Source organism: Denitratisoma sp., assembly GCA_032027165.1.
Classification (GTDB): domain Bacteria; phylum Pseudomonadota; class Gammaproteobacteria; order Burkholderiales; family Rhodocyclaceae; genus Desulfobacillus.
In genome coordinates this window covers 1,518,898-1,542,496 of sequence record JAVSMO010000001.1, presented here as the reverse complement: position 1 = coordinate 1,542,496, position 23,599 = coordinate 1,518,898, and the positions used below count along the sequence as shown (strand labels likewise).

Sequence of the window (23,599 nt, the reverse complement as noted above, 5' to 3'; positions counted from 1 at the left end):
GTTGTCTTGTCATTGACCGTACTGGGCCTTTCCGGCTCGCTTTCGCACGACCCCTCCGCCGCGCTCTACATCGACGGCAGGCTGGTGGCCGCCGCGGAAGAGGAGCGCTTCATCCGCGACAAGCACGCCAAGGGCCGCATGCCATTCGAGGCGGCGAAGTTCTGCCTCGACTTCGCCGGCATCAAACCGGCCGATGTCGACGCCGTGGCGATTCCCTTCGCGCCGATCAGTCTGATGGAGCCGGCGCGCTGGCACTATGCGAAACGCTACTGGTATGCGCCGGATCGCGCGCTCGACGCGCTGTTCAACGGCAACCGCCGCTACCGCCGCTACCGCGGCCGCATCCTCGAATGCCTCGCGCAGCTCGGCTTCGATCCGGCGAAGGTCGACCTCGTGCCGGTCGAGCACCACCTGACCCACGCCTCCAGCGCCTACCACTGCTCCGGCTTCACGGAGAAGACCGCCATCCTCGGCATCGACGGCAAGGGCGAGTACGCGACGACCTTCTTCGGCTACGGCGAGAACGGCCGCATCCACAAGATCAGGGAGTTCTACGATCCCGACTCGCTCGGCGGCCTCTACGGCGCCATCACCGAGTACCTCGGCTTCGAGATGCTCGACGGCGAGTACAAGGTGATGGGCATGGCGCCCTACGGCGACCCGCGCCGCTACGACTTCTCGCGCCTGGCGAAATTCGAGAACGGAGAACTGGTCATCAACACCGACTACGCCAACGTGATCGGCCTGCGCCGTTACAAGGATAACGGCAAGGGCTACTATTTCTCGCCGAAGCTGATCGACTGGCTCGGACCGCGCCGCCTGGGCGACATCGCCGACGACCCCTACATCCACTACGCGGCGAGCATGCAGAAGCTGTTCGAGGACATCGCCCTGCAGATGCTCGAGCACTACCTCGGCGACATCCTGCGCGAGACCGGCCGGCTCGCCTTCGCCGGCGGCGGCGCCCTCAACGTCAAGCTCAACCAGCGCATCATCGCGCGGCCCGACGTCAAGGAGCTGTTCGTGCAGCCGGCCTCGGGCGATTCCGGCACGGCGGTGGGGGCGGCGTCGTACGTCTCGGTGGCGCGCGGCGTGCCGGTGGAGAAGATGGAGCATGTCTACCTCGGCCCGGCCTACACCAACGAGGAGGTCGTCGCCGCCTGCGAACGGCATCCGTCGAAGCCGGCCTGGCAGAGGATCGAGCAGGTGCCGCAGCGCATCGCGCACCTGCTCGCCGACGGACAGCCGGTGGCCTGGTTCCAGGGCCGCATGGAGTTCGGCCCGCGCGCGCTGGGCGGACGCTCCATCCTCGGCTGCCCGAGCGTGGCCGGCGTGGCCGACCGCATCAACGAACAGATCAAGTTCCGCGAGCGCTGGCGGCCGTTCTGCCCGTCGATGCTCGACACGGTCGGCCCGCAGATGCTGGGCTCCGATCATCCGGCGCCGTTCATGACCTTCACCTTCCCGGTGGCGGACGCATGGAAGACGCGCGTGCCCGAGGTGGTGCACGAGGACGGCACGGCGCGCGCCCAGGTGCTGCGCCGCGAGTTCAACCCGCGCTACTACGATCTGATGCTGGAGATGGAAAAGCTCACCGGCAACGGCGTCGTGCTCAACACCTCGCTCAACCGCCGCGGCGAACCGATGATCTGCTCGCCGACCGACGCCCTCGACATGTTCTTCGGCTCCGACCTGCGCTACCTCATCATGGAGGACGTGCTGGTCACCAAGTGACGGCACGCCATCCCGCGCCATGAACGCCAGCGAGATCGCCGAGTACTTCGCCGCCGAGCGGCCGGAGCTGCTGGCCTTTCTTCGGCCGTACGGCCGCTTCGGCGCGGCGCTCGACATCGGCTGCGCCGCCGGCATGCTCGGCGCCGGCCTGCTGCGCGAGGGCACCGTCGGCGCCTGCGACGGCGTCGAGCTCAATTACGCGGCGGCGCGCCGAGCCGAGACGCGGCTGCGTCAAGTCTGGACGGGATCGCTCGAATCGGTGGCGGCGGAGGTGCCCTGGGAGCACTACGATCTGGTCATCCTCGCCGACGTACTCGAGCACCTCGCCGATCCCTGGGCCGCCCTGCGCCAGCTGCAGGCACGCACGGCGCCGGGCTGCAAGCTGATGCTCTCCGTGCCCAATGTGCGCCACTACAAGGTATCGCTGCCGCTGCTCTTGCGGGGCGAGTTCCGCTACGCCGACGCCGGCATCATGGACCGCACCCACCTGCATTTCTTCACCCGCGGCAGCCTCGAGGAAACCGTGCGCGACTGCGGCTGGACTGTCCGCGCCTGGGGCAGCCACATGAAGGGACGCTACCGCCGCTGGTACATGCCGACGCGCCTACTCGAGCCCTTCGTCGCCGTGCAATACATGCTGCTGGCCGAGAAGCAGTGAGTGCCGTCCGCCGGGCCGTCCCAAGGGCGGCACAGTCAGAGACAGGGAGCGGGGGCAGCCCGCGAACGACCGTCACCCCCTTCCATGGGAAGGGGGATGGGGGGATGGCCCTCCCCCTCGTCAGCGTCGCCATCCCCGCCTACAACCATGCCGCCTTCATCGAGGCCTGCCTGGCCTCCGTTTACGCCCAGACCTATCCGGAACTGGAACTGGTGCTGATCGACGACGGCTCGCAGGACGACACGCTGGAGGTCGCCCGCCGCTTTCTCGAGCCGCGCCGCGCGCGCTTCCGTCGCATCGTGCTGGAGCGCCAGGGGAACCAGGGCGTCAGCGCCGCCTCGAATGCCTGCATCGCCGCCTGCCAGGGCGAATGGGTGCACCTGCTCGGCTCGGACGACGTGCTCTATCCGGAGAAGGTCGCCCGCATCCAGCAAGCCATCGCCGACTGGGATTGTCCCGATCTGGCGCTGGTGCATGCCGATGCGGACACCATCGACGCGCACGGCCGGCCCGTCGTGCGCCGCCGGCAGAAACCGCGCCCGGCGCCGGGGCCGGACCGCGCGGCGTGGCGCGCCCTGTTCCTGGACGACAACTTCATCGTCAACCCGACCGTCGCACTGCGACGGGAAACCTTCCTGGCCGAGGGCGGCTTCGACCGCAACCTGGCGCTGGAGGACATCGACTGCTGGCTGCGCCTGTCGGCCCGCTACGCCATCGCCCGCGTGCCGGAAGTGCTGGCCGGCTACCGCAAGCATCCCGGCAACACCCTGCGCCGGCGCGTGCGCATGCTCGGCGCGCAGTTCCACACTTTCGGCAAGTTCCTCGCCGAGCATCCCGGCCTCATTGCCGAGGAGGATGTCCGCCGCCATTTCCGCCGCTACCTCAAGCGCTTCTGGCGGCGCATGCGCCGCAGGCGGCCCTGGCTACTGCCGCGCGTGCTGGGCGCGCAGCTGATGAGCCGCCTGCGCACGCCATTGCCCGAGGACTACCGCCGCTTTGGCCGCCTGCTCGATGGGGCGGCGCTCTAAGCCCCTGTTCTTCCTGTATCATTCGCATTTTTTGCCCGGCAGCCCATGCAGACCCCCCCGTTTTTCTCCATCGTGATTCCCGTCTACAACGAGGCGGAGAACATCGAGCCGATGGTGCGCGAGATCCAGGCCGCCTTTCAGGGCAGGACGGAATCCTACGAAGTGATCTTCGTCGATGATGCCAGCAGCGATGACAGTCCCGCCGTGCTGCAGCGACTGACTTCCGAAACCGCCGGCGTCGTGCGCAGCCTGCGCCACCGCCGCAACTTCGGCCAGAGCGCCGCCGTGGCGACCGGCTTCCGCGCCGCGCGCGGCGAGTGGGTCGGCACCCTCGACGGCGACGGCCAGAACGATCCGGCCGACCTGCCGCACATGCTGGATGAAGCGCGCCGGCTCGGCGTCGACTGCGTCACCGGCGTACGCGCCAAGCGCCAGGACAACTTCATCCGCAAGTTGTCCTCCCGCGTCGGCAACGGCTTCCGGAACTGGGCGACCGGCGACCGCGTCACCGACAGCGGCTGCGGCGTGCGCGTGGTGCGCGCCGCCTGCACGCGCGAGTTGCCGGTGTTCAACGGCCTGCACCGCTTCATGCCCACGCTGTTGCGCAGCAAGGGCTTTACGGTCTCCGAGTCCCCGGTGAACCATCGTCCGCGCCTGCGCGGCGTCTCCAAATACGGCGTGCACAACCGTCTCTGGCGCGGCATCCGCGACTGCTTCGGCGTGCGCTGGTTCGCAGCGCGCGGGGTGCCGGCCGAGCGGGTCGGGGACGGAAGCGGGCAAGGGCCCGGCAGATGAGCCAGTCCGGGGAGGACATCCCGGAAGGCACAGGGGACGGCATCGAACTCGAAGCGGTGGCGCCCGGCTTCGGCAAGGAGCTGCGCCGTCTCCTGATGCTCCTCGTGGCTGCGGCTGCGGCTTTCGTGCTGCTCTACTTCACTCCCGTCGGCGCCCTGGTGCGCGACATCCACCGGCTGCGCGCCTTCCTCGCCGGCGACGACCTGTGGGCCGAAGTCGTCTATGTCATGCTGGTCTTCGGCCTGGTTGCCGCCGGCGCGCCGCGGCTGATTTTCTATGTCCTCGGCGGCCTGGCCTTCGGCTTCTGGCAGGGGCTGTTGCTCGCCCAGGTCGGCGCCGTTGCCGGCTCCGGGCTGACATTCTGGGCCGTGCGCCACGGCGGACGCGCCTGGTTCGAGCGTCATTTCGGCCGCCACCGCCTCGTCGGCCGCGCCTTCCGCGTGCGCTCCTCGGTGAAGGCGGTGGTGCTGATCCGCCAGTTGCCGCTCACCAGCGTGATGATCAACAGCGGGCTGGCGCTGAGCCAGGTCAGTGCGCGCGCGTTCCTCGTCGGCACCTTCATCGGCTACCTGCCGCAGGGCATCATCGCCGTGCTCATCGGCAGCGGCGTCGTCGACGAGAAGGCGATGGACGGCATCGGCAAGCTGGTCGCCGCCGGCATCGTGCTCCTGGTCGGCGCCTTCCTGCTCTGGCGCTGGCGCAAGCGGGGCAGCAGCCCGGGAGAACCCTGATGGGCGGTGCCTGGAACCGGCCGCGGGCCTGGCGCGTCCTGCTGGCAGCGCTGGTCCTGGCGCTCTTCGCGCTTCGCCTCGCCGGACCGTCCAACCTCGAAGCCGACGCGCAGGACCGCAACGTCGGCTACGTCATGGATGTGGTCTGGGAGGGCCACTGGCTGGTACAGCAGGACATCCGCGGCCGCATCATGTCGAAGCCGCCGCTGCACACCTGGATCGCCGCCGCCTTCGCGGAAATCGGCGGCATCAACCGCCTGACCCTGGCCCTGCCGTCGGCCCTGGCGGTGCTGGCCATGGCGCTGCTCGTCCTCGAGGTCGGGCGGCGGCGCTACGGCATCCTGGCGGGCGGACTGGCGGGGTTCGCCGTGGTGATGGCGCCGATGATGTCCAAGCACATCGCGCTGGTGCGCACCGATGCGCTGTTCGCGCTGGCCGTCGCGCTGGGCGCCTTCGCCGCGCAGCGCGCCTGGGAACGTGGCGGCGGCTGGACGCCGTTCTGGTTCTGGGCGGCCCTGGCCACCCTGATCAAGGGGCCGCTCGGCCTGGTGCTGGCCGCCATGGGATTGCTGGCCTGGTTCTGGGAGCGGCGCAGCGATCCGGTCACGCCGCGCCCGGCCGGCGCGCATTGGGCCGGCGTCGCCGTGTTCCTGCTGCTGACGCTGGGCTGGCTGGTGCCGGCCATCGTCTCCGCCGGGCAGCCGCTCGTGGACAAGCTGTTCTTCCAGGAGCTGGTCGGCCAGGCGGCGGGCGTCGGCAAGGAGGGCTATCCCGGCCGCAACCTGCCCAGGCCGACGCTCTATTTCATCCTGCGCTTCCTGCCCTTCAGCCTGTTCGCGCTGTACGCCCTGTGGCGCATCGTCCGCCATCCCGCTGCGGATATCGCTGCGCGCCGCTTCGAGCGCTTCCTCTTCTGCTGGGTCGTCGGCGGCATCGTCCTCTTCTCGCTGGCCTCGCACCACCGGGGCGACCTGCTGCTGCCGCTGTGGCCGGCGGCGGCGCTGCTCGCCGGACGCGAACTGGCGGGGTTGTCCGAACGGCACGGCCGACGTCCGATGGCCGCCGTCCTGGCGGGACTGACTTTGTTCTTCCTCGCCGGCGCCTGGTGGACCTATCATGACAAGGCCGCGCGCGACAGCGAGGAAGTGCGCTACACCGTCGCGGCGGAGCGCGCCGCCCGTGCGCTGGCCGCCAGCGGCCTCGACGTGAAACGGATCCACCATCTCGACACGCCGGTCACGCTGCAGCTCGGCCTCGGCACCTTCCACACCTGGATAGGCGAAGAGGAGGCGCTGCGCCTGGCGAACGGCACGGCGCCGGTCCTGCTGGCGGTGGAATCGCCGGAGGACTTCCCGCGGCTGCTCGGACCGGGCGGCCCGGCATTGAAGGAAGTGTTCCGCTGGCCGACCGACGCCGGCGGAAAGGCGACGATGCAGGTGTTTGCCTCGGCCGGAAAAGCTGCCGAGGCGGGGAGGGCGCAATGACATCGCAATGGTCGGCGCGGGTGCGGGCAATCGGCCCGGTGTGGGTGGCGTTCGTCGGCAGCCTGCTGCTGTCATGGACCGCGCTCAGAGGTACCCTCCTCAACCGTGACGCGATCTACTACGTCGAAGCAGCGCGCTCGATGCTCGACCAAGGTGCGGGAACTTCCGCCCTCCGTTTCGATTGGCAGTTCCTCTCTATCCTGATGGCCGGCCTCTCGGCTCTGACGGGGCTGTCACCGGAGACGGCCGGGCATCTGCTCAACGCCTTCTTTCTGGCGGGTGCCTGCAGCCTGCTCGTCGCCATCACGCGCAACCGCCTTCCGGAAGCCGCCTGGGCGGCCTGCCTGGTCGTGCTGGCCATGCCGGCCTACAACGGCTATCGCAACGAACTGCTACGGGAATACGGCTTCTGGTTCTTCTGCATGCTGGCGTTCTGGCTGGCGATGCGCTGGGAGGACTCGCACCGCTGGAGGGAAGCGCTGGCCTGCCAGCTTGCACTGGCCGCTGCCGCGCTGTTCCGCCTCGAGGCGGTGGCTTTCTATCCGGCACTGATGCTGTGGCAGGCCTTTGCCGCGCCGGCGGGGCAACGTCTACGTCGCATACTCATGATCGGCTGCCTGCCGCTGGCGGGTGCGGTCCTGGCGGGCCTGCTTGTCGGCAGCGGCCTGGTCGTGCCGCCGAATCGAGTGGTTTATTATCTCGAAGCCGCCAATCCGCTGCACAAGTTGCGGTTTCTTTCCGAAGCGGCCGGACGGATGACCGAGTCGGTGCTCAGCAAGTACTCGCGCGAGGAAGCCGCGTACATCCTCTTCTTCGGCCTGCTTTCCATCATTCCGGTGAAGTTCATCAAGATGGCCGGCGTGCTCATCGTGCCACTGGGCTACGCCTTTGCCCGCCAACCAGTGCGAGCCGTCCTCTCGCGCTGGCAGCCGCTGCCCTGGTCCTTCCTAGCCTACCTGCTGGTGCTGGTTGCCTTCGTCACGCATCAGTTCTTCCTCGTCGGCCGCTACGTCAGCCTGCTCAACCTGCTGGCTGTGCCGCTGGCGGCTGCCGGCCTGGCGCTGCTGATGCAGCGCTTTCCGCGCTGGAAGGGGGTGATGGTGGCGCTGGCGCTGGTGACCATGGCGGCGAACGTCGTATCCCTCTCGCCGAAGAAGACGCACATCATCGAGGCCGGGCGCTGGCTCGGCGCCAACCTGCAGGATCCGACGCGCATCGGCGTCGACAATGCGCGCCTCGCCTATTACGCGGGGTGGTGGACGACCCATACCGTTATCCTCGACCGCCCGGCCCTGGCACGGGAACTGGCGCAGAAGCGCATCGACATGGTTGCCGTCGAGGCGCCGCACAAGGATGTGGAAGTGGAACGGTGGCTGGCAGAGCGTCATCTCAAGCCCGTGCAGCGTTTCGCCAACAAGGCGGGCGATGCGGTGATCGTTGCCGTGCCGGCGCAACCCTAGCGCAGGGACGCGACGACCGAGCGCAGCCGCCCGAACACCGCCTCGATGGAATAGTCAGTCTCCACGAGACGGCGCCCCGCTTCCCCCAGGCGCCGGCGCAGTTTGCCGTCCCCGGCGAGTTGCGCGATGCGCGCCGCCCATTCCGCAGTCGTGGATACGAGAAATCCGGTTTCGCCCTCGACGATCACCTCGGCATTGGCGCCGGCCTTCGACGACACCACCGGCAGGCCGGCCGCCATGTACTGCAGCACCTTCAGCGCGCACTTGCCGCGGCTCCAGTCGTCGTTGCGCATCGGCGCGATGCCGATGTGCGAGGCGGCCAGCTCCTGCGCCTCCGACTCGGCGCGCCAGGCCACCGGCAGCGTCGTCACGCCGCAGCCGGGCAGGTCGAAGTCGGCGATGATCTTCAGGCGCAGGCCGGGCACCGCGTCGGCCGCCACCTTCAGCCACAGCATCGCCTCGGCCAGGTACTTGCGCGTCGAATGGCTGCCGATCCACACCAGGTCAAGCGAATCGGCCGGCTTGTCCGCCTCGACGCGGTAGCGCGCCGCATCGACGCAGGTGGGAACCAGCGTCACCGCCGGATTGAAGGCGGCGGCATGGCCGGCGAGGAAGGCATTGCCGGCGAAGACGTGGTCGCAGGCCCGCGCCATCGCGGCGAAGCGCGCCATGCGCGTGCGCGAGGGCGTGCCGTCGGTGTTGCAGAAGATGGCGTCGTCGAAATCGAAGACGAGGCGGCGCGCCGCCCGCCGCAGCAGCCAGAGCAGGGCGGCGGGGAAGGTCTTGCGCAGCACGACCACCACGTCGGCGCGCCTTGCCTGCCGCAGCATGTCGAGCGTGGCGCGGAGGCCGCCGGAGGCGGTGACGTGCGCCGGCGTGAAGCCGGCCGCTCGCCAGAGCGGGAAGAACTGCAGCGCGCGGTAGCGCGTCGAGGAGGCGTCCTCGCCCTTGGAGACGAAGAGGAGGCGGGTGTTCATGGCTGCCGCGCCGGGGTGTCGCTCAGCTGCCGGAACAGCGCGGCCACCACCATCACCGAGCTCTCCTCGATCATGTGGCCGTAGTCGAAGGCGAAGGGCAGGCGGGCGCCATCCTTCTCGATGTAGCGCAGGCAGCCGCTGTCGTCGCAGGCGGCGGCGATCGGCGAGAAGAATTCGGCGCGGCCGCCGGCGAGTTCCCGGATCAGCGCGTCGCGGCGCGCCATGTCCGGATCGAGGTCGTTGCGCGAGCGCGCCCGCTCGTCGCCGCCGAGGAAGTCGCTGGCGAGCAGCTTCGGCAGCGGCTTGCGCCAGGCCGGCACGCTGCCGACCAGCACGATGCGCGGGCGCCAGGACGGATCGGCGCCGAGCCGCGACAGGGTTTCCGCCAGGCCGCGGCGGATCGTCGCCTCGTCGTGCTTGATCCAGGCGCCGGCGAGGATGAGAACCTGCGGCCGCGTCTCCAGCACCTTGCGCAGCACCCACTCGTTGATGGCGCCGCAGTGCGGCCGCTTGGCGAAGGCTTCGCCGATCAGCGGCGGGCAGCCCGAGGCCGTCCATTGCGCCGCTTCCCCGGGCACGGTCGCCGCCTTCAGGCCCGGCCACAGGTGGGCGGCGTGGGAGTCGCCCCACAGTACGATGCGCGGCCGATCGCCGGCGCACTCGGGCGCGAAGCTGTCGTGGGATTTTTCCGGCACCAGAAAGCAGCTGCCCTCGCGATAGAGCGGCTTGTAGAGTTCGCCGAAGTAGCGCGCCTGCAGCGTCTCCAGGGCGCGCACGTCGGCCAGGCGCGGATGGTCCTTGAAGCGCAGCGCCGTCACGCGATCGCTCTGGTAGTGCAGGACGGCGGCGATGGCGAAGGGCGCGAGCACCATCGCGGCGCTCAGCGCCAGCGCAGGCGCCAGGCGGAAGCGGTTGATGAGGCGCCGCGCCGGATTCTCGACGAGGCGGAAGGACAGCCAGCCGAGCAGCACCGAGGCCGCCATGCCGGCGGCGATCCAGGCGCCGTGCTGGCGCGACTGACTTTGCTGCAGCCACACGACGATGGGCCAGTGCCACAGGTAGATCGAGTAGGACCAGCGGCCGATGCCCTGCAGGGCGGCGCTGCCGAGCAGTCGCGTCCGGCCGTCGCTGCCGAGGATGAGCAGCGCGGCGCCGGCCACCGGCAGCAGCGCGGCGAGGCCCGGCCAGGGCGTGTCCGGCGTCAGCCACAGGCTTGCCGCGAGGAGGGCGGCGAGGCCGGCCGGCTCCCGCCAGCGCAGCCGCTGCGCCAGGCGGTTGCAGGCGTCCTGGTGCACGAAGATCAGTCCGCCGGCCAGCATCTCCCAGGCGCGCGTCGGCAGCAGGAAGAAGGCCTTCGACGGGTCGGCGAAGGCCAGCCAGGCCGACCAGGCGAGCGAAGCGAGAAAGACCGCCCACAGCGCGCCGGCGACGCCGCCCGGCCGGCGGAACAGGCGATGCACGGCGACGATGAGCAGCGGGTAGAGCAGGTAGAACTGCCACTCGACGGAAAGCGACCAGGTGTGCAGCAGCCACTTCTCGTGCGCGTCGGCGTCGAAGTAGCCCGATTCCTTCCAGTACACCTGGTTGGAGAGGAACAGCAGGCTGGCGCCGGCGTGCTTGGCGAGCAGCTTGTAGTCCATCGGCGAGAGCGCGAACCAGCCGTAGAGCAGGAGCAGCGCGCTCAATGCCGCCAGCGCCGGGAAGATGCGGCGCGCCCGCGCCAGGTAGAAGCCGAACACCGAGAAACGGCCCTGGGCGAGCGGGCCGAGGATGATGCGCGTCATCAGGTAGCCGGAGATGACGAAGAAGGCGTCGACGCCGACGAAGCCGCCGGAAAAGCCGGCCACGCGGAAATGGAACAGCACCACGGCGATCACCGCTACGGCGCGCAAGCCGTTGATGTCGGCGCGGAAGTCGGCGCTGGCGGGTTTCATCGCGGCGGCGCCTCCTGTGCAGCGCGGTAGGCGGCGTCGAAGGCCGTGTCGGCCTGCAGCCAGGCGCGGTCGTTGCCGTCGCGCAGCATGTGCTGCAGGTTGCGCCGCCGGCGGTGCGCCGGCAACGGCCGCGGGCCGGCGCGCAGGTCGGCGATGTCGATCAGGCCGAGGGCGCCGTCCGGCGTCAGCACGATGTTGCCGAGGTGCAGCGAGCGGAAGTAGACGCCGGCGGCGTGCAGGGCGGCGACGAAGGCGCCGAGTTGCTTGCGCACTTCGGCCGTGGCCGCGCCTTCGCTCACCAGCTGGCGCAGCGTCCTGCCTTCCAGCGGGCGGTAGCGCACCGCGTCGCGGCGGATGGCCGGGATGCGGTAGACGCCGTCGACCGAGGGGCAGGGGATGCCGCGCGCGGCCAGCGCCGCGGCGTTGTCGGCGAAGCGCTGCGCGTAGGGATACCAGGCGGCGGAGGAGATCAGGCGCTTGCGGCGGAACAGCTTGAGATAGCTGCCGTCGGCGAGTGCCAGCACCTTCTCGCCGAAGCGGTCGCGCTCCAGCACCCGGGCGCCGGCGCGCAGGGCGAGATAGTCGTCGTGTTCCAGTATCTGCAAGGGAGCGTGCCTGTGGCCGGGCGAGTCGAAGGCCGGCATTTTACCAGCCGGACCGCCCATGCCGCCCATGCTAGAATTCCCGCATCATTTCCGCCGTCCGGCGTCCTATCGGCGTCCTATGTCATCCCCAGAATCGCGCGCCAGCGTCACTTCCAGCCTGAGCCTGTATTTCCGCCTGCTGGGCTACGTCAGGCCGTACGTCGGCTGGTTCGCCGTGAGCATCGCGGGCTACGTCATCTTCGCCTCGGCCCAGCCGATGCTGGCCTCGGTGTTGAAGTATTTCGTCGACGGCCTCGTCGACCCGGCGGGAGCGAGCCTCGGCGGCCTGCAGATGATGCACGCCGTGCCGCTGCTGATCGTGCTCATCGCCGCCTGGCAGGGCATCGGCTCCTACCTCGGCAACTACTTCCTCGCCCGCGTCTCGATGGGCGTGGTGCACGACCTGCGCGTGGCCCTCTTCGACAGCCTGCTGACGCTGCCCGACCGCTACTTCGACATGCACAACTCCGGGCACCTGATCTCGCGCATCACCTTCAATGTCACGATGGTGACGGGCGCCGCCACCGACGCCATCAAGGTGGTGATCCGGGAGGGGCTGACGGTGATCTTCCTCTTCGCCTACCTGCTCTGGATGAACTGGCGCCTGACCCTGGTGATGGCCGCCCTGCTGCCGGTCATCGCCCTGCTGGTGGTCAGCGCCAGCCGCAAGTTCCGCAAGCAGGCGAAGAAGATCCAGGTGGCGATGGGCGACGTCACCCACGTCGCCTCCGAGGCCATCCAGGGCCACCGCGTCGTGCGCAGTTTCGGCGGCGAGGATTACGAGCAGCGCCGCTTCCGCGAGGCGAGCAGCAACAACATGAGCAAGCAGCTGCGCATGGTGCGCACCGGCTCGGTCTACACGCCGGTGCTGCAGCTCCTGATCTACAGCGCCATGGGCGTGCTGTTCTTCCTCGTGCTGTGGCTGCGCGGCGATGCCTCGCCCGGCGAACTGGTGGCCTACATCACCGCGGCCGGGCTGCTGCCCAAGCCGATCCGCCAGCTCTCCGAAGTGAGTTCGACGATCCAGAAGGGCGTGGCGGCGGCCGAAAGCATCTTCGAGCAGCTCGACGAGCCGCCCGAGACCGACACCGGGTCGGTGAGTCGCGAGCGCGTCGGCGGCCGGCTCGAGGTGCGCGACCTCTCCTTCACCTACCCCGGCGGCGAGCGGCGCGTGCTCGACGGCGTCAGCTTCGCCATCGAGCCGGGGCAGATGGTGGCGCTGGTCGGCCGCTCGGGCAGCGGCAAGTCGACGCTCGCCAACCTGATCCCGCGCTTCTACCACCACGACAATGGGCAGATCCTCATCGACGGCACGGATGTCGAGGACTACGTCCTGCGCAACCTGCGCCGCCATGTCGCCGTCGTCACCCAGCAGGTGACGCTGTTCAACGACACGGTGGCGAACAACATCGCCTACGGCGATCTCGCCGGTGCCCCGCGCGCCGAGGTCGAGCGTGCCGCCGAAGCCGCCTTCGCCCGCGAGTTCATCGACAGATTGCCGCAGGGCTTCGACACCCTGGTCGGCGAGAACGGCGTGCTGCTCTCCGGCGGCCAGCGCCAGCGCCTGGCCATCGCGCGGGCGCTGCTGAAGGACGCGCCGATCCTCATCCTCGACGAGGCCACCTCGGCGCTCGACACCGAATCCGAGCGCCACATCCAGGCCGCGCTCGACCGCGTCATGCGCGGGCGCACCACGCTGGTCATCGCCCACCGCCTGTCCACCATCGAGCGCGCCGACGTCATCCTGGTGATGGAGCAGGGCCGCATCGTCGAACGCGGCACGCATGCCGAGCTGCTTGCGCTGAACGGACACTATGCACGGCTGCACGCCATGCAGTTCCGCGAACCGGCAGAAGCAACGATTCAGTAAGGAAAGTCAGTCCGGCGGCAGCGCCGCATCCATCTCGCGCTGCAATACGCTGCCATCCGGCCAGTTGCGCAGGAAGCGGTCGCGGTCCTTCTGCCAGGCCTTGCGCCAGGCGGTTTCGCTGTCGTGCCGGCGCATGGCGTCGAGGTCGAGCACGACCAGTTCATCCCCGTTGCAGAGAAAGTTGGTGGCTTTCAGGTCGCCGTGGCTGAGACGTTCGGCGGCCAGCCGGGCGAAGAGCGTGCGGACGGCTTCCTTCAACCTGGTCGGCGCGCCGCTCTCGGCGTGTTCGGCCAGGCGCTCCTGCAGGCTCTGCCCCTCGCAATGCTCGGTGACGAGCCAGGCGCGGCCGCGCAGCGGGCCGAGGCGGTGCTCGATGAGCGCCAGCGGTCGCGGCGTGGCGATGCCGAGGAAGCGCAGGCGGTGCGCCTCGATCCAGGCATGCCAGGCGCGGCTCGGCCGCCAGGCGCGCGAGAGGGCGTGGCCGGCGCTCTTGATGTTGTAGCGCTTGATGACCAGCTTGCGGCCGTTCAGTTCGACCAGCGCCAGCGTGGCGCTGCGGCCGCGCTTGAGGGCGGTGCCCTGCTCGAGCCAGGCATCCGGATCGGCGATCAGGGGCGCGAGGAAGTCGGCCTCGTCGCGCACCAGCGAGAAGAAACGGTCGACGCGCCTGGCGACCTTGAAGAGGCTGCAATCGCGCAGGCACTTGTCGAGGTAGTCGGCGAGGCGCGCCTCGCAGGCCCGGGCGATGGCGGCCTTGAGTTGCGCCGCATCGACGGCGAGATGCGGATTGGCCTTGCGGTAGGCTGCCAGCAGACCGGGCAGCAGGCCGCTGCAGGTCGCCTGGGGCAACTGGGCGAACAGCAGGGCCAGGTTGTCCAGGCGCTCGCGATCCGAGCCCGCCGGCCGGATGGCGTCGCCGTCGATGACGTACAGCTTGTCCTTCCTGAACAGGAAATTGCCGAGGTGGACGTCCTCCTGCAGGATGCCGCGGGCGTGCATGCGGCCGACCGTCTCGAACACGCCCTCCAGTTCGCCGACGGCCGTGGCGTCCGGGCAGCGCGCGCCATCGAGATATTCGGTGAGCACGTAATGTCCCGCGCCCTCCAGCCTGCCGCTCGCCAGCAGCTTCGCCGTCGGCAGGTCGTATTTGTTCAGGCTGTCGATGCCGCGGCATTCGCGCTGCCAGTGGCGCTCGCTGCCGCGCGCGGCGATGAAGAGCTTGGCCAGCACGGTTTGCCCGTTCCAGTTGCCGACGCCGGTGAGCCGCTTGCCGGGCAGGATGCGCAGCCAGCGTTCGACGACCAGCTCGCGGCCGTCTTCGAGCGCGATCGTGCTCGGCACGAGCAGGCGTCGGCCGCCGGCGCGCAGGGATTCGGCGGATTCCTGCGCCTCGTCCCGCCCCGCAAAGAAGCCGGCGATCTGGCGGATGCGCCGCTTGTCGGCGTCGTCGAGTTTTTTCTTCTGCGCGTAGTCGAGGTAGAAGCGCAGGCGCTGCGTGCGGGAGAGCTGGCGCTTGGCCACCTTGTCGAGGCAGGCGAGGTCCTTGACGATGCGGTACTGCAGGAAGGGCGGCCACCAGAAGCCGCCGCTCGGGCAATCGATGAGGAAGACCTTGCCGGCCGCGTCCACCAGCAGGTTGCGCCACTTGAGGTCGCCATGCACGAAGCGGCGGCCGTGCATGCGGCGCGCGATGTCGGCCACCTGGGCGGAGACGCCGTTCCGCCAGGACTGACTTTTCAGCCGCGGGTCGTGGCTGCGGGCGAGCTTGCCCAGATCGGTCGTATCCGGAATTTCCGCCGTGATCAGCGCCCCGCGCACGAAGCGGCCGCCCTGGCTTTCGAGTCCGCAGGCGACGAGTTGCGCGGTGGGGATGCCCCAGTCGGCGAAGCGCTGCAGGTTCTCCCATTCCAGCTGCACGCGCGGGGTGCCGAACCAGCGCCGCAGCGGCTTCTTGCCGAGGCCGTGGTAGCGCTTGACGTAGTAGCGGCGGCCGTTGACCTCGACACGCACGGTGCGGGTGGTGGAGTCCTTGGCGACGATCTCGCCTTCGAGGGCGAAGACGGCGTCGAGATCGGCGAAGCGCGCGGCCGCCGCGGCATCTGCACCAGGCAGGACCTGCCACTGGCTCATGCGCTCACCCTGGAGGCGAACTTGCGCCGGTAGCGCTCCATCAGGCGTTTGCCTTCGCGCCCGAGATGGGCGAGCAGATCGGCTTCCTCGACCAGTATCTCGCGCAGGGGCCGCTCGAAGTAGGCGCGCAGGAAGCGCAGCCGGTCGCGCGCGGTGAGTCCGATTTCCAGCGTCGAGAAATGCAGCGCGGCGAGGTCCTTGTCGCGCCAGCGGCGCGGCGCCGCGCCCTCGCGCACCTGGGCGCGGTGCAGGTCGATCAGCGACAGGCGCAGCCGCTCGGGCGACGGCGCCGGCTCGGTGTGCAGCAGGAAGTGACAGATGTAGCAGTCGCGGTGATTCACGCCGCCCCGGTGCATCTTTCCCGTCATCTCCGCCACGCGGGCGATCAGCGCGCGCTTCAGCGCCGGCGCCGGCGGATGCGACGGCCAGTCGCGGCAGAAGTCTTCCAGGCTCACCGTCGGCGCCAACTCCTCCGTGACGATGAAGGATTCCAGCTTCGCCGGGTTCGACCCGCGCCGGCCGAAGGCGACGGCCTTCATGGTGTCGACGCCGAGTTCGGTCAGGCGATTGATGGCGCGCCACTCGTGCTCGGCGCCGAGCACCGGCAGGCGCGCCGTGACGAGGTTCTTGAAAATTTCGCCCCAGCCGACGCCGCGGTGCAGCTTGGCGTAATAGCCGCGGCCGGCGACCTCGGTGCGCAGCGTGCGCCGGCCTTCCAGTTCGCGCAGCACCGTGCCCTGCAGGGCGGCGGCGGCGAGGAAGGGGTCCTGCCCGGCCCACATTGTGCGGAAAGGTTCTTCGAGGAAGAGCGCCTCTGGCTGGCTCATGGCTTGAGGATGATATCCGCCGCCCGCTCGGGCAGGCTGTAGATGTCGGCCGTTTCCGCCCAGGCGAGGCCGCTGGCGCCCCACTGCTTGCGCGCCGCGTCGTCGGCCAGCATGCCGGCGAGGATGCCGTTGAAACCCGGCTGGTCGAAGGGCAGCGGCACGACGCGGCCGGCGCCGGCTTCCTCGATGTAATGCGCGTAGCCGCAGGCGGCGGTGGTCAGCACCGGCAGTCCGGCGACGACGGCCTCCAGCAGCACCGTGCCGGTGTTCTCGTTGTAGGCGGGGTGGATCAGCAGGTCGGCGCCGAGCAGGAAGCGCGGGATGTCGTCGCGGCCCTTGAGGATGCGCACCTTGTCTGCGAGGCCGAGCGAGCGGGTCATGGAGACGAAGGGCTTCGGATCATCCTGGCCGATGGCGATCAGGCGCGTGCGCCGCTTCAGGCCGTCGGGCAGGGCGGCGAGGGCCTTGAGGCTGCGGTCGAGGCCCTTGGTCTTGAAGCCGGAGCCGATCTGCGCCAGCAGCAGGTCGCCGTCGGCGAGGTGGAACTCGCGGCGGAAGTCCGCGCGGATCTCCGCGGCATCGGCCGGCGCGCGGCGGTCCTGCGCGATGCCGGGCGGCAGGAGATGCAGGCGCTCCGGCGGCGTGCCGTAATGCTTCACGTAGAGGGCCTGCTGCACGGCGGAAATCATGAGGATCTCGGTCTTCGCCTCCGGCGCGAACACCGCGCGCTCGTAGGCGGCGAAGTGGCGGTAGCGGCCGGAGAGGCGGTACATCGGGTTGCGCAGGGTGCGCGCCTTGTCCTCGTAGCAGGGGTCGGCGCAGTAGTAAACGTCCAGCCCCGGCATCTTGTTGAAGCCGACGAGGCGGTCGGCCGGCCGCGCCGCCAGATCCTTGCGCACCCATTCGGCGAACTTCTCGTAGCGGCGGTGGTTGGAGAGCGCCTTCACCGGCGCCTTCACCACCTCGAATCCCGCCGGAATGTCGCCCTGCCAGGACAGGGTGTAGACGCGGATGGCGTGGCCGCGCGCCTGGCAGGCGAGGGCGATGCGCAGGAAATCGCGCTGCAGGCCGCCGAAGGGGAAATACTTGAAGAGGGTGAACGCGAGCTGCATCGCCCTTCGCGCCTACTCGGCGACGCCGGGCTTTGCGGTGAGGAAGCGCGCCGGCGGCTGGATGCGCTTCTTCCGGCCGGAGCGCGCCGCGACGGTGCGCCACAGCCACTTGGCGAAGGGCGTCAGGCGGTCGACCTGCAGGTAGGACTTGAAGAACCACAGGCGGTCGCTGCGGCTCCACATCTGCGAATGGTAGTTGAGCGTGTACAGGTCGCGGATGGCGCAGACGACCTTCGACGGGCGCCAGCGTGACTTCTCCAGGTCGATGACGCGCGCCTCGACGCCGCCGTCCGCATTGACGCGGACGAAGACGTGCTTGGGGAAGAAGCAGTTGTGCTGGATGCCGTGGGCGTGCATGTCGCGCAGCAGCGCGGCGATCGCTTCGAGCATCCGCAGCCGGACGGGGCGCGTCGGCGCGCCGTCCTTCAGCCAGCGCTGGACGCGGTCCTCCATCGAGACGAAGCCGGCCAGCTCCTCGGTGACGAGGATGGCGCGCTCGTCCTTGCCGACCTTGTGCATGGCGAAGTACACCGGCTCCAGCGTCGGGACGCCGCAGCTGCGGTAGTGCTGGATGTGGCGGAACTCGCGCAGGAAGGTCGGCGCGCCGCGCACCGGGTGGGTCCACAGGCGCGCCTTGTGGTTCTCCTGGCGCTTGAGGAAGATGGCGCAGCTGCCGCCGCCGGGCAGGGCCAGCTCGCAGCGCGAGACGCCGCTCCAGCCGCCGCGGCGGTGGTTGGGCTCCTCGAACCAGTCCGCCTTCAGCTTCCACAGGGCGTCGAAGTCGGACAGGCCGTTGTGGGCGAGGATCGGCCGCCAGCGTTCGTTGACGAAGTCCTTCATCGGCGGTTTATTTTTTCACGCGCAGCACGTAGGCGCGCCATTTGTCCCAGTACTTGATGAAGTCGACGTGGCCGATCATCTCGAGCCCGGCAGCGGCGAAGTCGCGCTCGATGTCGGCGCGCTTGAAGACGAAGCGGTCGCGCGGGCGGTCGGCGCCGCGGATGCGCGCCTTGCGCGCGTCGTTGACCTCGTTGCGCCAGGCGCGGAAGTTGCCGTCCACCCAGAGCGAGACGATCACCGTGCCGGAGCTGATGCGGGCAAACTCCTTCAGCATGGTGATGCGGTCCGCGCTCTTCTCGATGTGGTGCATCAGGCGGATGCTGAAGACGCACTCGACGAAGTTGTCCGGCAGGCCGGTGTCGAAGGCGGAGAGGCAGAAGGACTTCTCGATGCGCGCGACGACCTCGCGCTGGCGCAGCTCCAGCCCGGCATCGATCATGTTCTGGCTGTTGTCGGCCACGTAGATCTTGCGCTCCGGCTCCTCGGCCAGCATGGCCCAGAAGCGGCCGGTGCCGCAGGGCAGGTCGAGCACCGAGCGCGGACGTCCGGCCATGACCAGCGCCTTGCGCGCCATGCCGACCTCGCGCCAGGTCGACAGCTGGCGCCAAAAACCGGTGTTGTGCTTGTGAAAATACTTCCGGGCGTGGTCGGGGTCGTATTTCTCGGAGAATTCGTAGTGCGGGGGGGTGATGCCTTCGTCAGCCATGCTTGAAACCACCTGATTTGAAGCCTCTTATCATGCCTGAAAACCCCAAAAAAGTCATCCACTTATCGAGGAAATCCGGGCGTGGCGGCCGTATAATGCGGCAGGCCTCATGCGGGAACGAAGGAAATGAAAAAGACCGACCTGGAAAAACTCAAGGGACTGAAAATCGACAGCCGGATGAAGCACGCCGGCACGCCGGGCCGCTTCGGCGCGGCGGCGGATGCGGCGACGAGCCGGCGCGAACAACGCGAAAGGGAGCGGGCGCAGGGCCTGGTGCCTTTCGCCGTCAAGCTCGACGGCGAGCTGGTGAAGCGGGTCCAGGCGCTGGCACAGGAAAGAAAGACGGGCCTGAACGAGGTGGTGGCGGAACTGCTGGAAAAGGGGTTGAAGGGCTGAAGCGGCGCCGTCCTACCAGCGAAGGGTTGCGCCGAAGAGGAGGGCGTGATCCGTGGCCGCCCGGCCGTGGCCATGCTTCAGGCCGGCATCGAGATCGAGCGCGGGTGTCGGCGAATAGATGAATCCCAGCACCCGGTAACGGATAGAACTGCGATCCGCCCGGTCCGGGTTGGAATCGGCGCTGAAGTCGGCAACCAGCTTGAGTCGCTCCGTCGCCTTCCAGGCGAGCGCGCCGGAGAGGTGCATGAGGTCGCTGCGCTGGTCCACCGTGTTGTTGTTGCGGCGGTAGCCGAGGTGGGAATGGAAGGCCAGCGGCCCCGGCTCGTAGCTGAGTACCAGCAGGGCGCCCCAGGTGGCGCGCCCGGCGCCGAAGCCGCGTTCTGCGTCGCCGGTCGGCAGCGTGATGCCCGGCTTGAAGGCGAGGCTCAGCGCCTCGCGCTCGTAGAAGCGCCACTTCAAATCCAGCGAAGCGTCGAGCGGCCCCTTGCGGGCATGGCGGCCGCCGGCGTCATGCGTGTGCTGGCGCAGTACGGGCAGGCCGACCTGCAGATCGGCGTTCTCCAGAAGACCGTAACTCAGCACGGCCGCCGTCTGCAGTTCGCGCACCGTGACGCCCGGGGGATTGTCGCGGGTCTTGTCGATCATCAGTTCGAGCTGGTATTTGCCGTCTCCCTGCGTGCCGGTATCCTCGGTGAGCAGCGGGTGGGCCGCCTCGACGGACGGGACGAATCCTGCGGCGAGGACGGCGGCTGCGGCAAGGCGGGTTTTGCGTGCGATCTCGTGGTTCACAAGCAGGGGCGGGTTTTTCCGGATTCGCGATGATAAACAAAAAAGGGCCTGCAATCGCTTGCAGGCCCTTCGTGTTCTGGTGGGCGGCACAGGGTTCGAACCTGTGACCCCTGCCGTGTGAAGGCAGTGCTCTACCGCTGAGCTAGCCGCCCGTTTGGGAGGCGCGCATTCTCTCATGGCGGCCGTTTTCGGTCAATTTCCGCGGGGCGGACACCCCCGATCGCTTAAAATATCGTCTTTTTTGCGTCTCCAGCCATGAACCGACCCGTCCGCACCCGCTTCGCCCCCAGCCCCACCGGCTACCTCCACGTCGGCGGCGCCCGCACGGCGCTGTATTCCTGGGCCTATGCGCGCAAGCACGGCGGCACTTTCATCCTGCGCATCGAGGACACCGACATCGAGCGCTCGACGCAGGCTTCCATCGACGCCATCCTCGACGGCATGACCTGGCTCGGCCTCGACTGGGACGAGGGCCCGTTCTACCAGATGCAGCGCCTGGAGCGCTATGCCGATGTGGCGCAGCAGCTGATCAAGTCGGGCCACGCCTACTGGTGCTACGCCAGCAAGGAGGAACTGGATGAAATGCGCGAGGCGCAGCGCGCGCGCGGCGAGAAGCCGCGCTACGACGGCCGCTGGCGGCCGGAGAACGCGAAGGGGAAGACGCCGCCCGCGGATGTGAAGCCGATCCTGCGCTTCCGCAACCCGGACGACGGCTCGGTGGTGTGGGACGATCTGGTCAAGGGCCGCATCGAGATCGCCAACGCCGAGCTGGACGACCTCGTGCTGCTGCGCGCCGACGGCGTGCCGACCTACAACTTCGGCGTGGTGGTGGACGACCTCGACATGGGCATCAGCCACTGCATCCGCGGCGACGACCACGTGAACAACACGCCGCGCCAGATCAACATCTACCGCGCGCTGGGTGCGCCGCTGCCGGCCTTCGCCCACGTGCCGATGATCCTGGGCTCGGACGGCGAGCGCCTCTCCAAGCGCCACGGCGCGGTGTCGGTGATGCAGTACGCCGAGGACGGCTTTCTGCCCGAGGCGCTGCTCAACTATCTGGCTCGGCTCGGCTGGTCGCACGGCAACCACGAAGTGTTCTCGCTCGAGCAGTTCGTCGAGTGGTTCGACCTCGAGCACATCAGCCGGTCGCCGGCGCAGTTCAATCCGGAGAAGCTCGCCTGGCTCGACCAGCAGCACCTCAAGGTGCGCGACGACAGGATGCTGGCCGAGGAGGTGGCGCCGCGCCTGGCGGCGCGCAACATCGGCACCGCCGCCGGCCCGTCGCTGGAAAGAGTGGTGGCGCTCTACAAGGATCGCGTGTCCACGCTGAACGAACTGGCCGACGCGGTCGAGCCGTTCTATGTCGAGGTCTATCCCGGCGCCGAACTGCTGGCGCAGCACGTCACCGACGCGGCGCGCGACGCGCTGCGCGAGCTGCGCACGCGTCTGGAGACGACGGTGTGGGAGAAAGCGCAGCTCAACCAGGCGCTGAAGGACGTCGTCGCCGCGCGCGGCCTCAAGCTGCCGCAGCTGGCGATCCCGCTGCGCGTGGTGCTCACCGGCCAGCCGCAGACGCCGTCCATCGACGCCGTGCTGGAAGCCTTCGGCCGCGACGTCGTGCTGGCGCGGCTAGCGCGCCACGTCTAGACGCGCCGCCGGCGCGAGGCCGGCGGCAAGATCCCGCTCGACCGGCAGCGGTTCCCCTTCGATTCCGCTGACGAGCAGTTCCGCGCACAGCGGCGCATAGACGAGGCCACGCGAGCCGAGGCCGAGCAGTCCGAACAAACCCTCATTGCCGGGCGTCGCACCCACGGCCCCGACCAGCGGCAGGCGGTCCGGTCCCACCGTGCGGATGCCGGCGCGGCCGCCGACGCGGGCGGCATCCGCCGTCGCGGCGAAATCCGGCAGCAGCTGCTTCAGGCGCGCCAGGTTGGCGCGATGGTCTTCCTCGCGCGCCAGTTCGTCCGTCGAGCCTTCCTCGTAGGTGGCGCCGACGACGTGCACGCCGAAGGAGGTGGCCGGCGTGACGTAGCCCTCGCGCGACACCACGGTCTTGATGGCGCGGCCCGGCTCCGCGGGGATGCAGGTGATCTGGCCGCGCACCGGGCGCAGGGGCAGGGATGCCGAGACCTCGAAGCGCCGCGCCTGATGGCCGTTGGCGAGGATCGCCACGGGCGCTTCGGCGATGACATTTCCCGAAGCGTCGACGGCGCGCCAGCCATTGCCGGCGCGCAGGAGGTCGGCAACCTCGCGTTGCGTGTGCAGGCGCACGGCATTGCCGGCAACGCGCAGGGCAATATCGCACAGCGCCGGCGGATGCACCCAGCCGCCTTGCGGGAACCACCAGCCCGGCGCCGGCACGCGCCAGCCCGCCAGTCGCGAGGCTTCCTCGACATCCACCCAGCACAGCACCTCGGGCGGCAGCAGGCCGGACTCGGCGATGCGCCGCTGCCGCTCGACCTGCTTCGCGTCGCGCGCCAGGCGCAGCACGCCGCACTGCTGCCAGATGAGCTTCGGGTCAGCCGAGAATTCCTGCAGCCGGCGCAGGGCGTAGTGGAAGCCGGCCAGCGTCAGGCGCGACAGGCGGTTGCCGTCGGCGGAGGGCACCGGCTGCAGCACGCCGGCCGGGTTGCCCGAGGTCTCGCGCGCCAGGCCGTCGCGCCGCTCGACGAGGTCGACGGCCCAGCCGCGTGCGGCGAGACGCTCGGCGACGAGCGTGCCGGCGATGCCGCCGCCGATGACGAGGGCGCGGCGCTCCCTCGTTGTTTCCGGTTCCGCCGTGCCGCCAAGGCGGCCGCGCAGCATCTCGCGCTTGCGACCGAAGCCCGCCTGCTTCTCGACGGCGAAGCCGGCCGCCGTCATGCCGCGACTGACTTTTCCGGCGGCGCTGTAGGTGGCGAAGCTGGCGCCCGGCGCGGCCAGCCGTCCCAGTTGCGCGAACAGCGCTTCGCTCCACATGTCGGGGTTGCGCGCAGGGGCGAAGCCGTCGAGGAAGAAGGCATCGACGCGCGCCTCGGCCCGCGCCAGCATGTCCGCCGCTTCGCCGAAGAGCAGGGTGAGGACGACGCGGCCGCCGTCGAGGTGCACGCGGTGGAAGCCGGGAATCAGCGGCGGATAGCGCTCGAGAAGTTCGGCACCGAGCGGCGCCAGTTCCGGCCACAGGCCATAGAGGCGCTGCAGGTCGACACGGCGGAAGGGATGCTTGTCGACCGAGAGGTAATGCAGGCGCGCGCCGGCCGGCGCCGTCTCGCGGAAGCGCTGCCACGTGCAGAGGAAGTTCAGCCCGGTGCCGAAGCCGGTCTCGAGAATGACGAATTGCCCGCGCGCCTGCCAGCGCGCGGGGAGGTCGTTGCCGGAGAGAAAGACATGGCGGGTCTCGTCGAGCCCGCCATCCAGCGACCAGTAGGTGTCGCCGTAGCTTTCGCTGAAGGCCGCGCCGTCACGGAAGGACGGCGCGGCCGGTTCGATGGGGCGCGGCAAC

At 69.3% G+C, this 23,599-nt stretch carries 20 protein-coding genes and 1 tRNA gene; 10 read left to right on the top strand and 11 right to left on the bottom strand.

Annotation, left to right across the window (positions count from 1 at the left end; genetic code table 11):
• Nucleotides 1–12: 12 nt before the first annotated feature.
• The 7 genes from ROZ00_07570 (at nt 13) to ROZ00_07540 (ending at nt 7,890) form a co-directional block, all read left to right on the top strand.
• The gene (locus ROZ00_07570) at nt 13–1,734 is read left to right on the top strand and encodes a carbamoyltransferase (GenBank protein MDT3736066.1); all 1,722 of its coding nucleotides are present in this window, start codon (nt 13–15) and stop codon (nt 1,732–1,734) included.
• 19 nt (nt 1,735–1,753) lie between these two features.
• Nucleotides 1,754–2,392 carry a class I SAM-dependent methyltransferase gene (locus tag ROZ00_07565; protein ID MDT3736065.1) on the top strand — a complete coding sequence of 213 codons (639 nt, stop codon included), beginning with the start codon at nt 1,754–1,756 and terminating at the stop codon, nt 2,390–2,392.
• A gap of 104 nt (nt 2,393–2,496) precedes the next feature.
• Nucleotides 2,497–3,420 (top strand): glycosyltransferase, encoded by a 924-nt coding sequence (locus ROZ00_07560; protein MDT3736064.1) that lies wholly within the window; start codon nt 2,497–2,499, stop codon nt 3,418–3,420.
• 45 nt (nt 3,421–3,465) lie between these two features.
• A complete protein-coding gene (locus ROZ00_07555; GenBank protein MDT3736063.1) occupies nt 3,466–4,215 on the top strand; it encodes a glycosyltransferase family 2 protein in 750 nt (249 codons plus the stop codon).
• Complete coding sequence (locus tag ROZ00_07550; protein ID MDT3736062.1) at nt 4,212–4,946, top strand: VTT domain-containing protein; 735 nt, start codon at nt 4,212–4,214, stop codon at nt 4,944–4,946. The genes ROZ00_07555 and ROZ00_07550 overlap by 4 nt, the downstream gene beginning before the upstream one ends.
• Nucleotides 4,946–6,430, top strand: coding sequence for a glycosyltransferase family 39 protein (locus tag ROZ00_07545; GenBank protein ID MDT3736061.1), 1,485 nt, complete (start codon nt 4,946–4,948; stop codon nt 6,428–6,430). The genes ROZ00_07550 and ROZ00_07545 overlap by 1 nt, the downstream gene beginning before the upstream one ends.
• Entirely contained in the window at nt 6,427–7,890 is a 1,464-nt protein-coding gene (locus ROZ00_07540) for a hypothetical protein (protein MDT3736060.1), read from the top strand. Before ROZ00_07545 ends, ROZ00_07540 begins: the two co-directional genes overlap by 4 nt.
• Here ROZ00_07540 and ROZ00_07535 read toward each other — a convergent pair.
• The 3 genes from ROZ00_07535 to ROZ00_07525 are packed head-to-tail and all read right to left on the bottom strand — an operon-like array spanning nt 7,887 to nt 11,406.
• Entirely contained in the window at nt 7,887–8,867 is a 981-nt protein-coding gene (locus tag ROZ00_07535; GenBank protein MDT3736059.1) for a glycosyltransferase family 4 protein, read from the bottom strand. The two genes, ROZ00_07540 and ROZ00_07535, sit on opposite strands and share 4 nt — an antisense overlap.
• Nucleotides 8,864–10,801, bottom strand: coding sequence for an acyltransferase family protein (locus tag ROZ00_07530; GenBank protein MDT3736058.1), 1,938 nt, complete (start codon nt 10,799–10,801; stop codon nt 8,864–8,866). The genes ROZ00_07535 and ROZ00_07530 overlap by 4 nt, the downstream gene beginning before the upstream one ends.
• A complete protein-coding gene (locus tag ROZ00_07525; protein MDT3736057.1) occupies nt 10,798–11,406 on the bottom strand; it encodes a lipopolysaccharide kinase InaA family protein in 609 nt (202 codons plus the stop codon). Before ROZ00_07525 ends, ROZ00_07530 begins: the two co-directional genes overlap by 4 nt.
• Before the next feature lie 118 nt (nt 11,407–11,524).
• Between ROZ00_07525 and msbA the strand changes: the two genes are divergently transcribed.
• On the top strand, nt 11,525–13,315 hold the full coding sequence (gene msbA / locus ROZ00_07520; protein MDT3736056.1) for a lipid A export permease/ATP-binding protein MsbA: 1,791 nt from the start codon (nt 11,525–11,527) through the stop codon (nt 13,313–13,315).
• A 6-nt stretch (nt 13,316–13,321) separates the two neighbouring features.
• Here msbA and ROZ00_07515 read toward each other — a convergent pair whose 3' ends face one another.
• From ROZ00_07515 to ROZ00_07495, 5 genes are read right to left on the bottom strand one after another with little or no spacing between them, the layout of a single operon-like run.
• Nucleotides 13,322–15,445, bottom strand: coding sequence for a lipopolysaccharide kinase InaA family protein (locus ROZ00_07515; GenBank protein MDT3736055.1), 2,124 nt, complete (start codon nt 15,443–15,445; stop codon nt 13,322–13,324).
• Nucleotides 15,442–16,272, bottom strand: a complete 831-nt coding sequence (rfaP, locus tag ROZ00_07510) for a lipopolysaccharide core heptose(I) kinase RfaP (GenBank protein MDT3736054.1) — start codon at nt 16,270–16,272, stop codon at nt 15,442–15,444. The genes ROZ00_07515 and rfaP overlap by 4 nt, the downstream gene beginning before the upstream one ends.
• Nucleotides 16,269–17,384, bottom strand: a complete 1,116-nt coding sequence (locus tag ROZ00_07505; protein ID MDT3736053.1) for a glycosyltransferase family 4 protein — start codon at nt 17,382–17,384, stop codon at nt 16,269–16,271. The genes rfaP and ROZ00_07505 overlap by 4 nt, the downstream gene beginning before the upstream one ends.
• 12 nt (nt 17,385–17,396) lie before the next feature.
• Nucleotides 17,397–18,224, bottom strand: a complete 828-nt coding sequence (locus ROZ00_07500) for a lipopolysaccharide kinase InaA family protein (GenBank protein ID MDT3736052.1) — start codon at nt 18,222–18,224, stop codon at nt 17,397–17,399.
• A 7-nt stretch (nt 18,225–18,231) separates the two neighbouring features.
• On the bottom strand, nt 18,232–18,930 hold the full coding sequence (locus ROZ00_07495; protein MDT3736051.1) for a class I SAM-dependent methyltransferase: 699 nt from the start codon (nt 18,928–18,930) through the stop codon (nt 18,232–18,234).
• A 126-nt stretch (nt 18,931–19,056) separates the two neighbouring features.
• Between ROZ00_07495 and ROZ00_07490 the strand changes: the two genes are divergently transcribed.
• Nucleotides 19,057–19,326: a hypothetical protein gene (locus ROZ00_07490; GenBank protein MDT3736050.1), complete on the top strand. Its 270-nt coding sequence runs from the start codon at nt 19,057–19,059 to the stop codon at nt 19,324–19,326.
• Nucleotides 19,327–19,338: 12 nt separating this feature from the next.
• On the opposite strand, the gene ROZ00_07485 is transcribed toward ROZ00_07490, so the two are convergent.
• Together ROZ00_07485 and ROZ00_07480 are read right to left on the bottom strand one after the other, a co-directional pair.
• Nucleotides 19,339–20,115 (bottom strand): transporter, encoded by a 777-nt coding sequence (locus tag ROZ00_07485; GenBank protein ID MDT3736049.1) that lies wholly within the window; start codon nt 20,113–20,115, stop codon nt 19,339–19,341.
• 77 nt (nt 20,116–20,192) lie between these two features.
• Nucleotides 20,193–20,267 (bottom strand) — tRNA-Val (locus ROZ00_07480).
• 103 nt (nt 20,268–20,370) lie between these two features.
• Between ROZ00_07480 and gltX the strand changes: the two genes are divergently transcribed.
• A complete protein-coding gene (gene gltX / locus ROZ00_07475) occupies nt 20,371–21,765 on the top strand; it encodes a glutamate--tRNA ligase (GenBank protein ID MDT3736048.1) in 1,395 nt (464 codons plus the stop codon).
• Here gltX and mnmC read toward each other — a convergent pair.
• Nucleotides 21,748–23,598 (bottom strand): bifunctional tRNA (5-methylaminomethyl-2-thiouridine)(34)-methyltransferase MnmD/FAD-dependent 5-carboxymethylaminomethyl-2-thiouridine(34) oxidoreductase MnmC, encoded by a 1,851-nt coding sequence (gene mnmC, locus ROZ00_07470; protein ID MDT3736047.1) that lies wholly within the window; start codon nt 23,596–23,598, stop codon nt 21,748–21,750. The two genes, gltX and mnmC, sit on opposite strands and share 18 nt — an antisense overlap.
• Between the last annotated feature and the right edge of the window lies 1 nt (nt 23,599).

Bases quoted from the DNA above. Each gene is read 5' to 3' on its own strand.
- ROZ00_07565 (MDT3736065.1), top strand. From the start codon at position 1,754: ATGAACGCCAGCGAGATCGCCGAGTACTTCGCCGCCGAGCGGCCGGAG.
- ROZ00_07560 (MDT3736064.1), top strand. From the start codon at position 2,497: ATGGCCCTCCCCCTCGTCAGCGTCGCCATCCCCGCCTACAACCATGCC.
- ROZ00_07555 (MDT3736063.1), top strand. From the start codon at position 3,466: ATGCAGACCCCCCCGTTTTTCTCCATCGTGATTCCCGTCTACAACGAG.
- ROZ00_07550 (MDT3736062.1), top strand. From the start codon at position 4,212: ATGAGCCAGTCCGGGGAGGACATCCCGGAAGGCACAGGGGACGGCATC.
- ROZ00_07545 (MDT3736061.1), top strand. From the start codon at position 4,946: ATGGGCGGTGCCTGGAACCGGCCGCGGGCCTGGCGCGTCCTGCTGGCA.
- ROZ00_07540 (MDT3736060.1), top strand. From the start codon at position 6,427: ATGACATCGCAATGGTCGGCGCGGGTGCGGGCAATCGGCCCGGTGTGG.
- ROZ00_07535 (MDT3736059.1), bottom strand. From the start codon at position 8,867: ATGAACACCCGCCTCCTCTTCGTCTCCAAGGGCGAGGACGCCTCCTCG.
- ROZ00_07530 (MDT3736058.1), bottom strand. From the start codon at position 10,801: ATGAAACCCGCCAGCGCCGACTTCCGCGCCGACATCAACGGCTTGCGC.
- msbA (MDT3736056.1), top strand. From the start codon at position 11,525: ATGTCATCCCCAGAATCGCGCGCCAGCGTCACTTCCAGCCTGAGCCTG.
- ROZ00_07515 (MDT3736055.1), bottom strand. From the start codon at position 15,445: ATGAGCCAGTGGCAGGTCCTGCCTGGTGCAGATGCCGCGGCGGCCGCG.
- rfaP (MDT3736054.1), bottom strand. From the start codon at position 16,272: ATGAGCCAGCCAGAGGCGCTCTTCCTCGAAGAACCTTTCCGCACAATG.
- ROZ00_07505 (MDT3736053.1), bottom strand. From the start codon at position 17,384: ATGCAGCTCGCGTTCACCCTCTTCAAGTATTTCCCCTTCGGCGGCCTG.
- ROZ00_07500 (MDT3736052.1), bottom strand. From the start codon at position 18,224: ATGAAGGACTTCGTCAACGAACGCTGGCGGCCGATCCTCGCCCACAAC.
- ROZ00_07495 (MDT3736051.1), bottom strand. From the start codon at position 18,930: ATGGCTGACGAAGGCATCACCCCCCCGCACTACGAATTCTCCGAGAAA.
- ROZ00_07490 (MDT3736050.1), top strand. From the start codon at position 19,057: ATGAAAAAGACCGACCTGGAAAAACTCAAGGGACTGAAAATCGACAGC.
- gltX (MDT3736048.1), top strand. From the start codon at position 20,371: ATGAACCGACCCGTCCGCACCCGCTTCGCCCCCAGCCCCACCGGCTAC.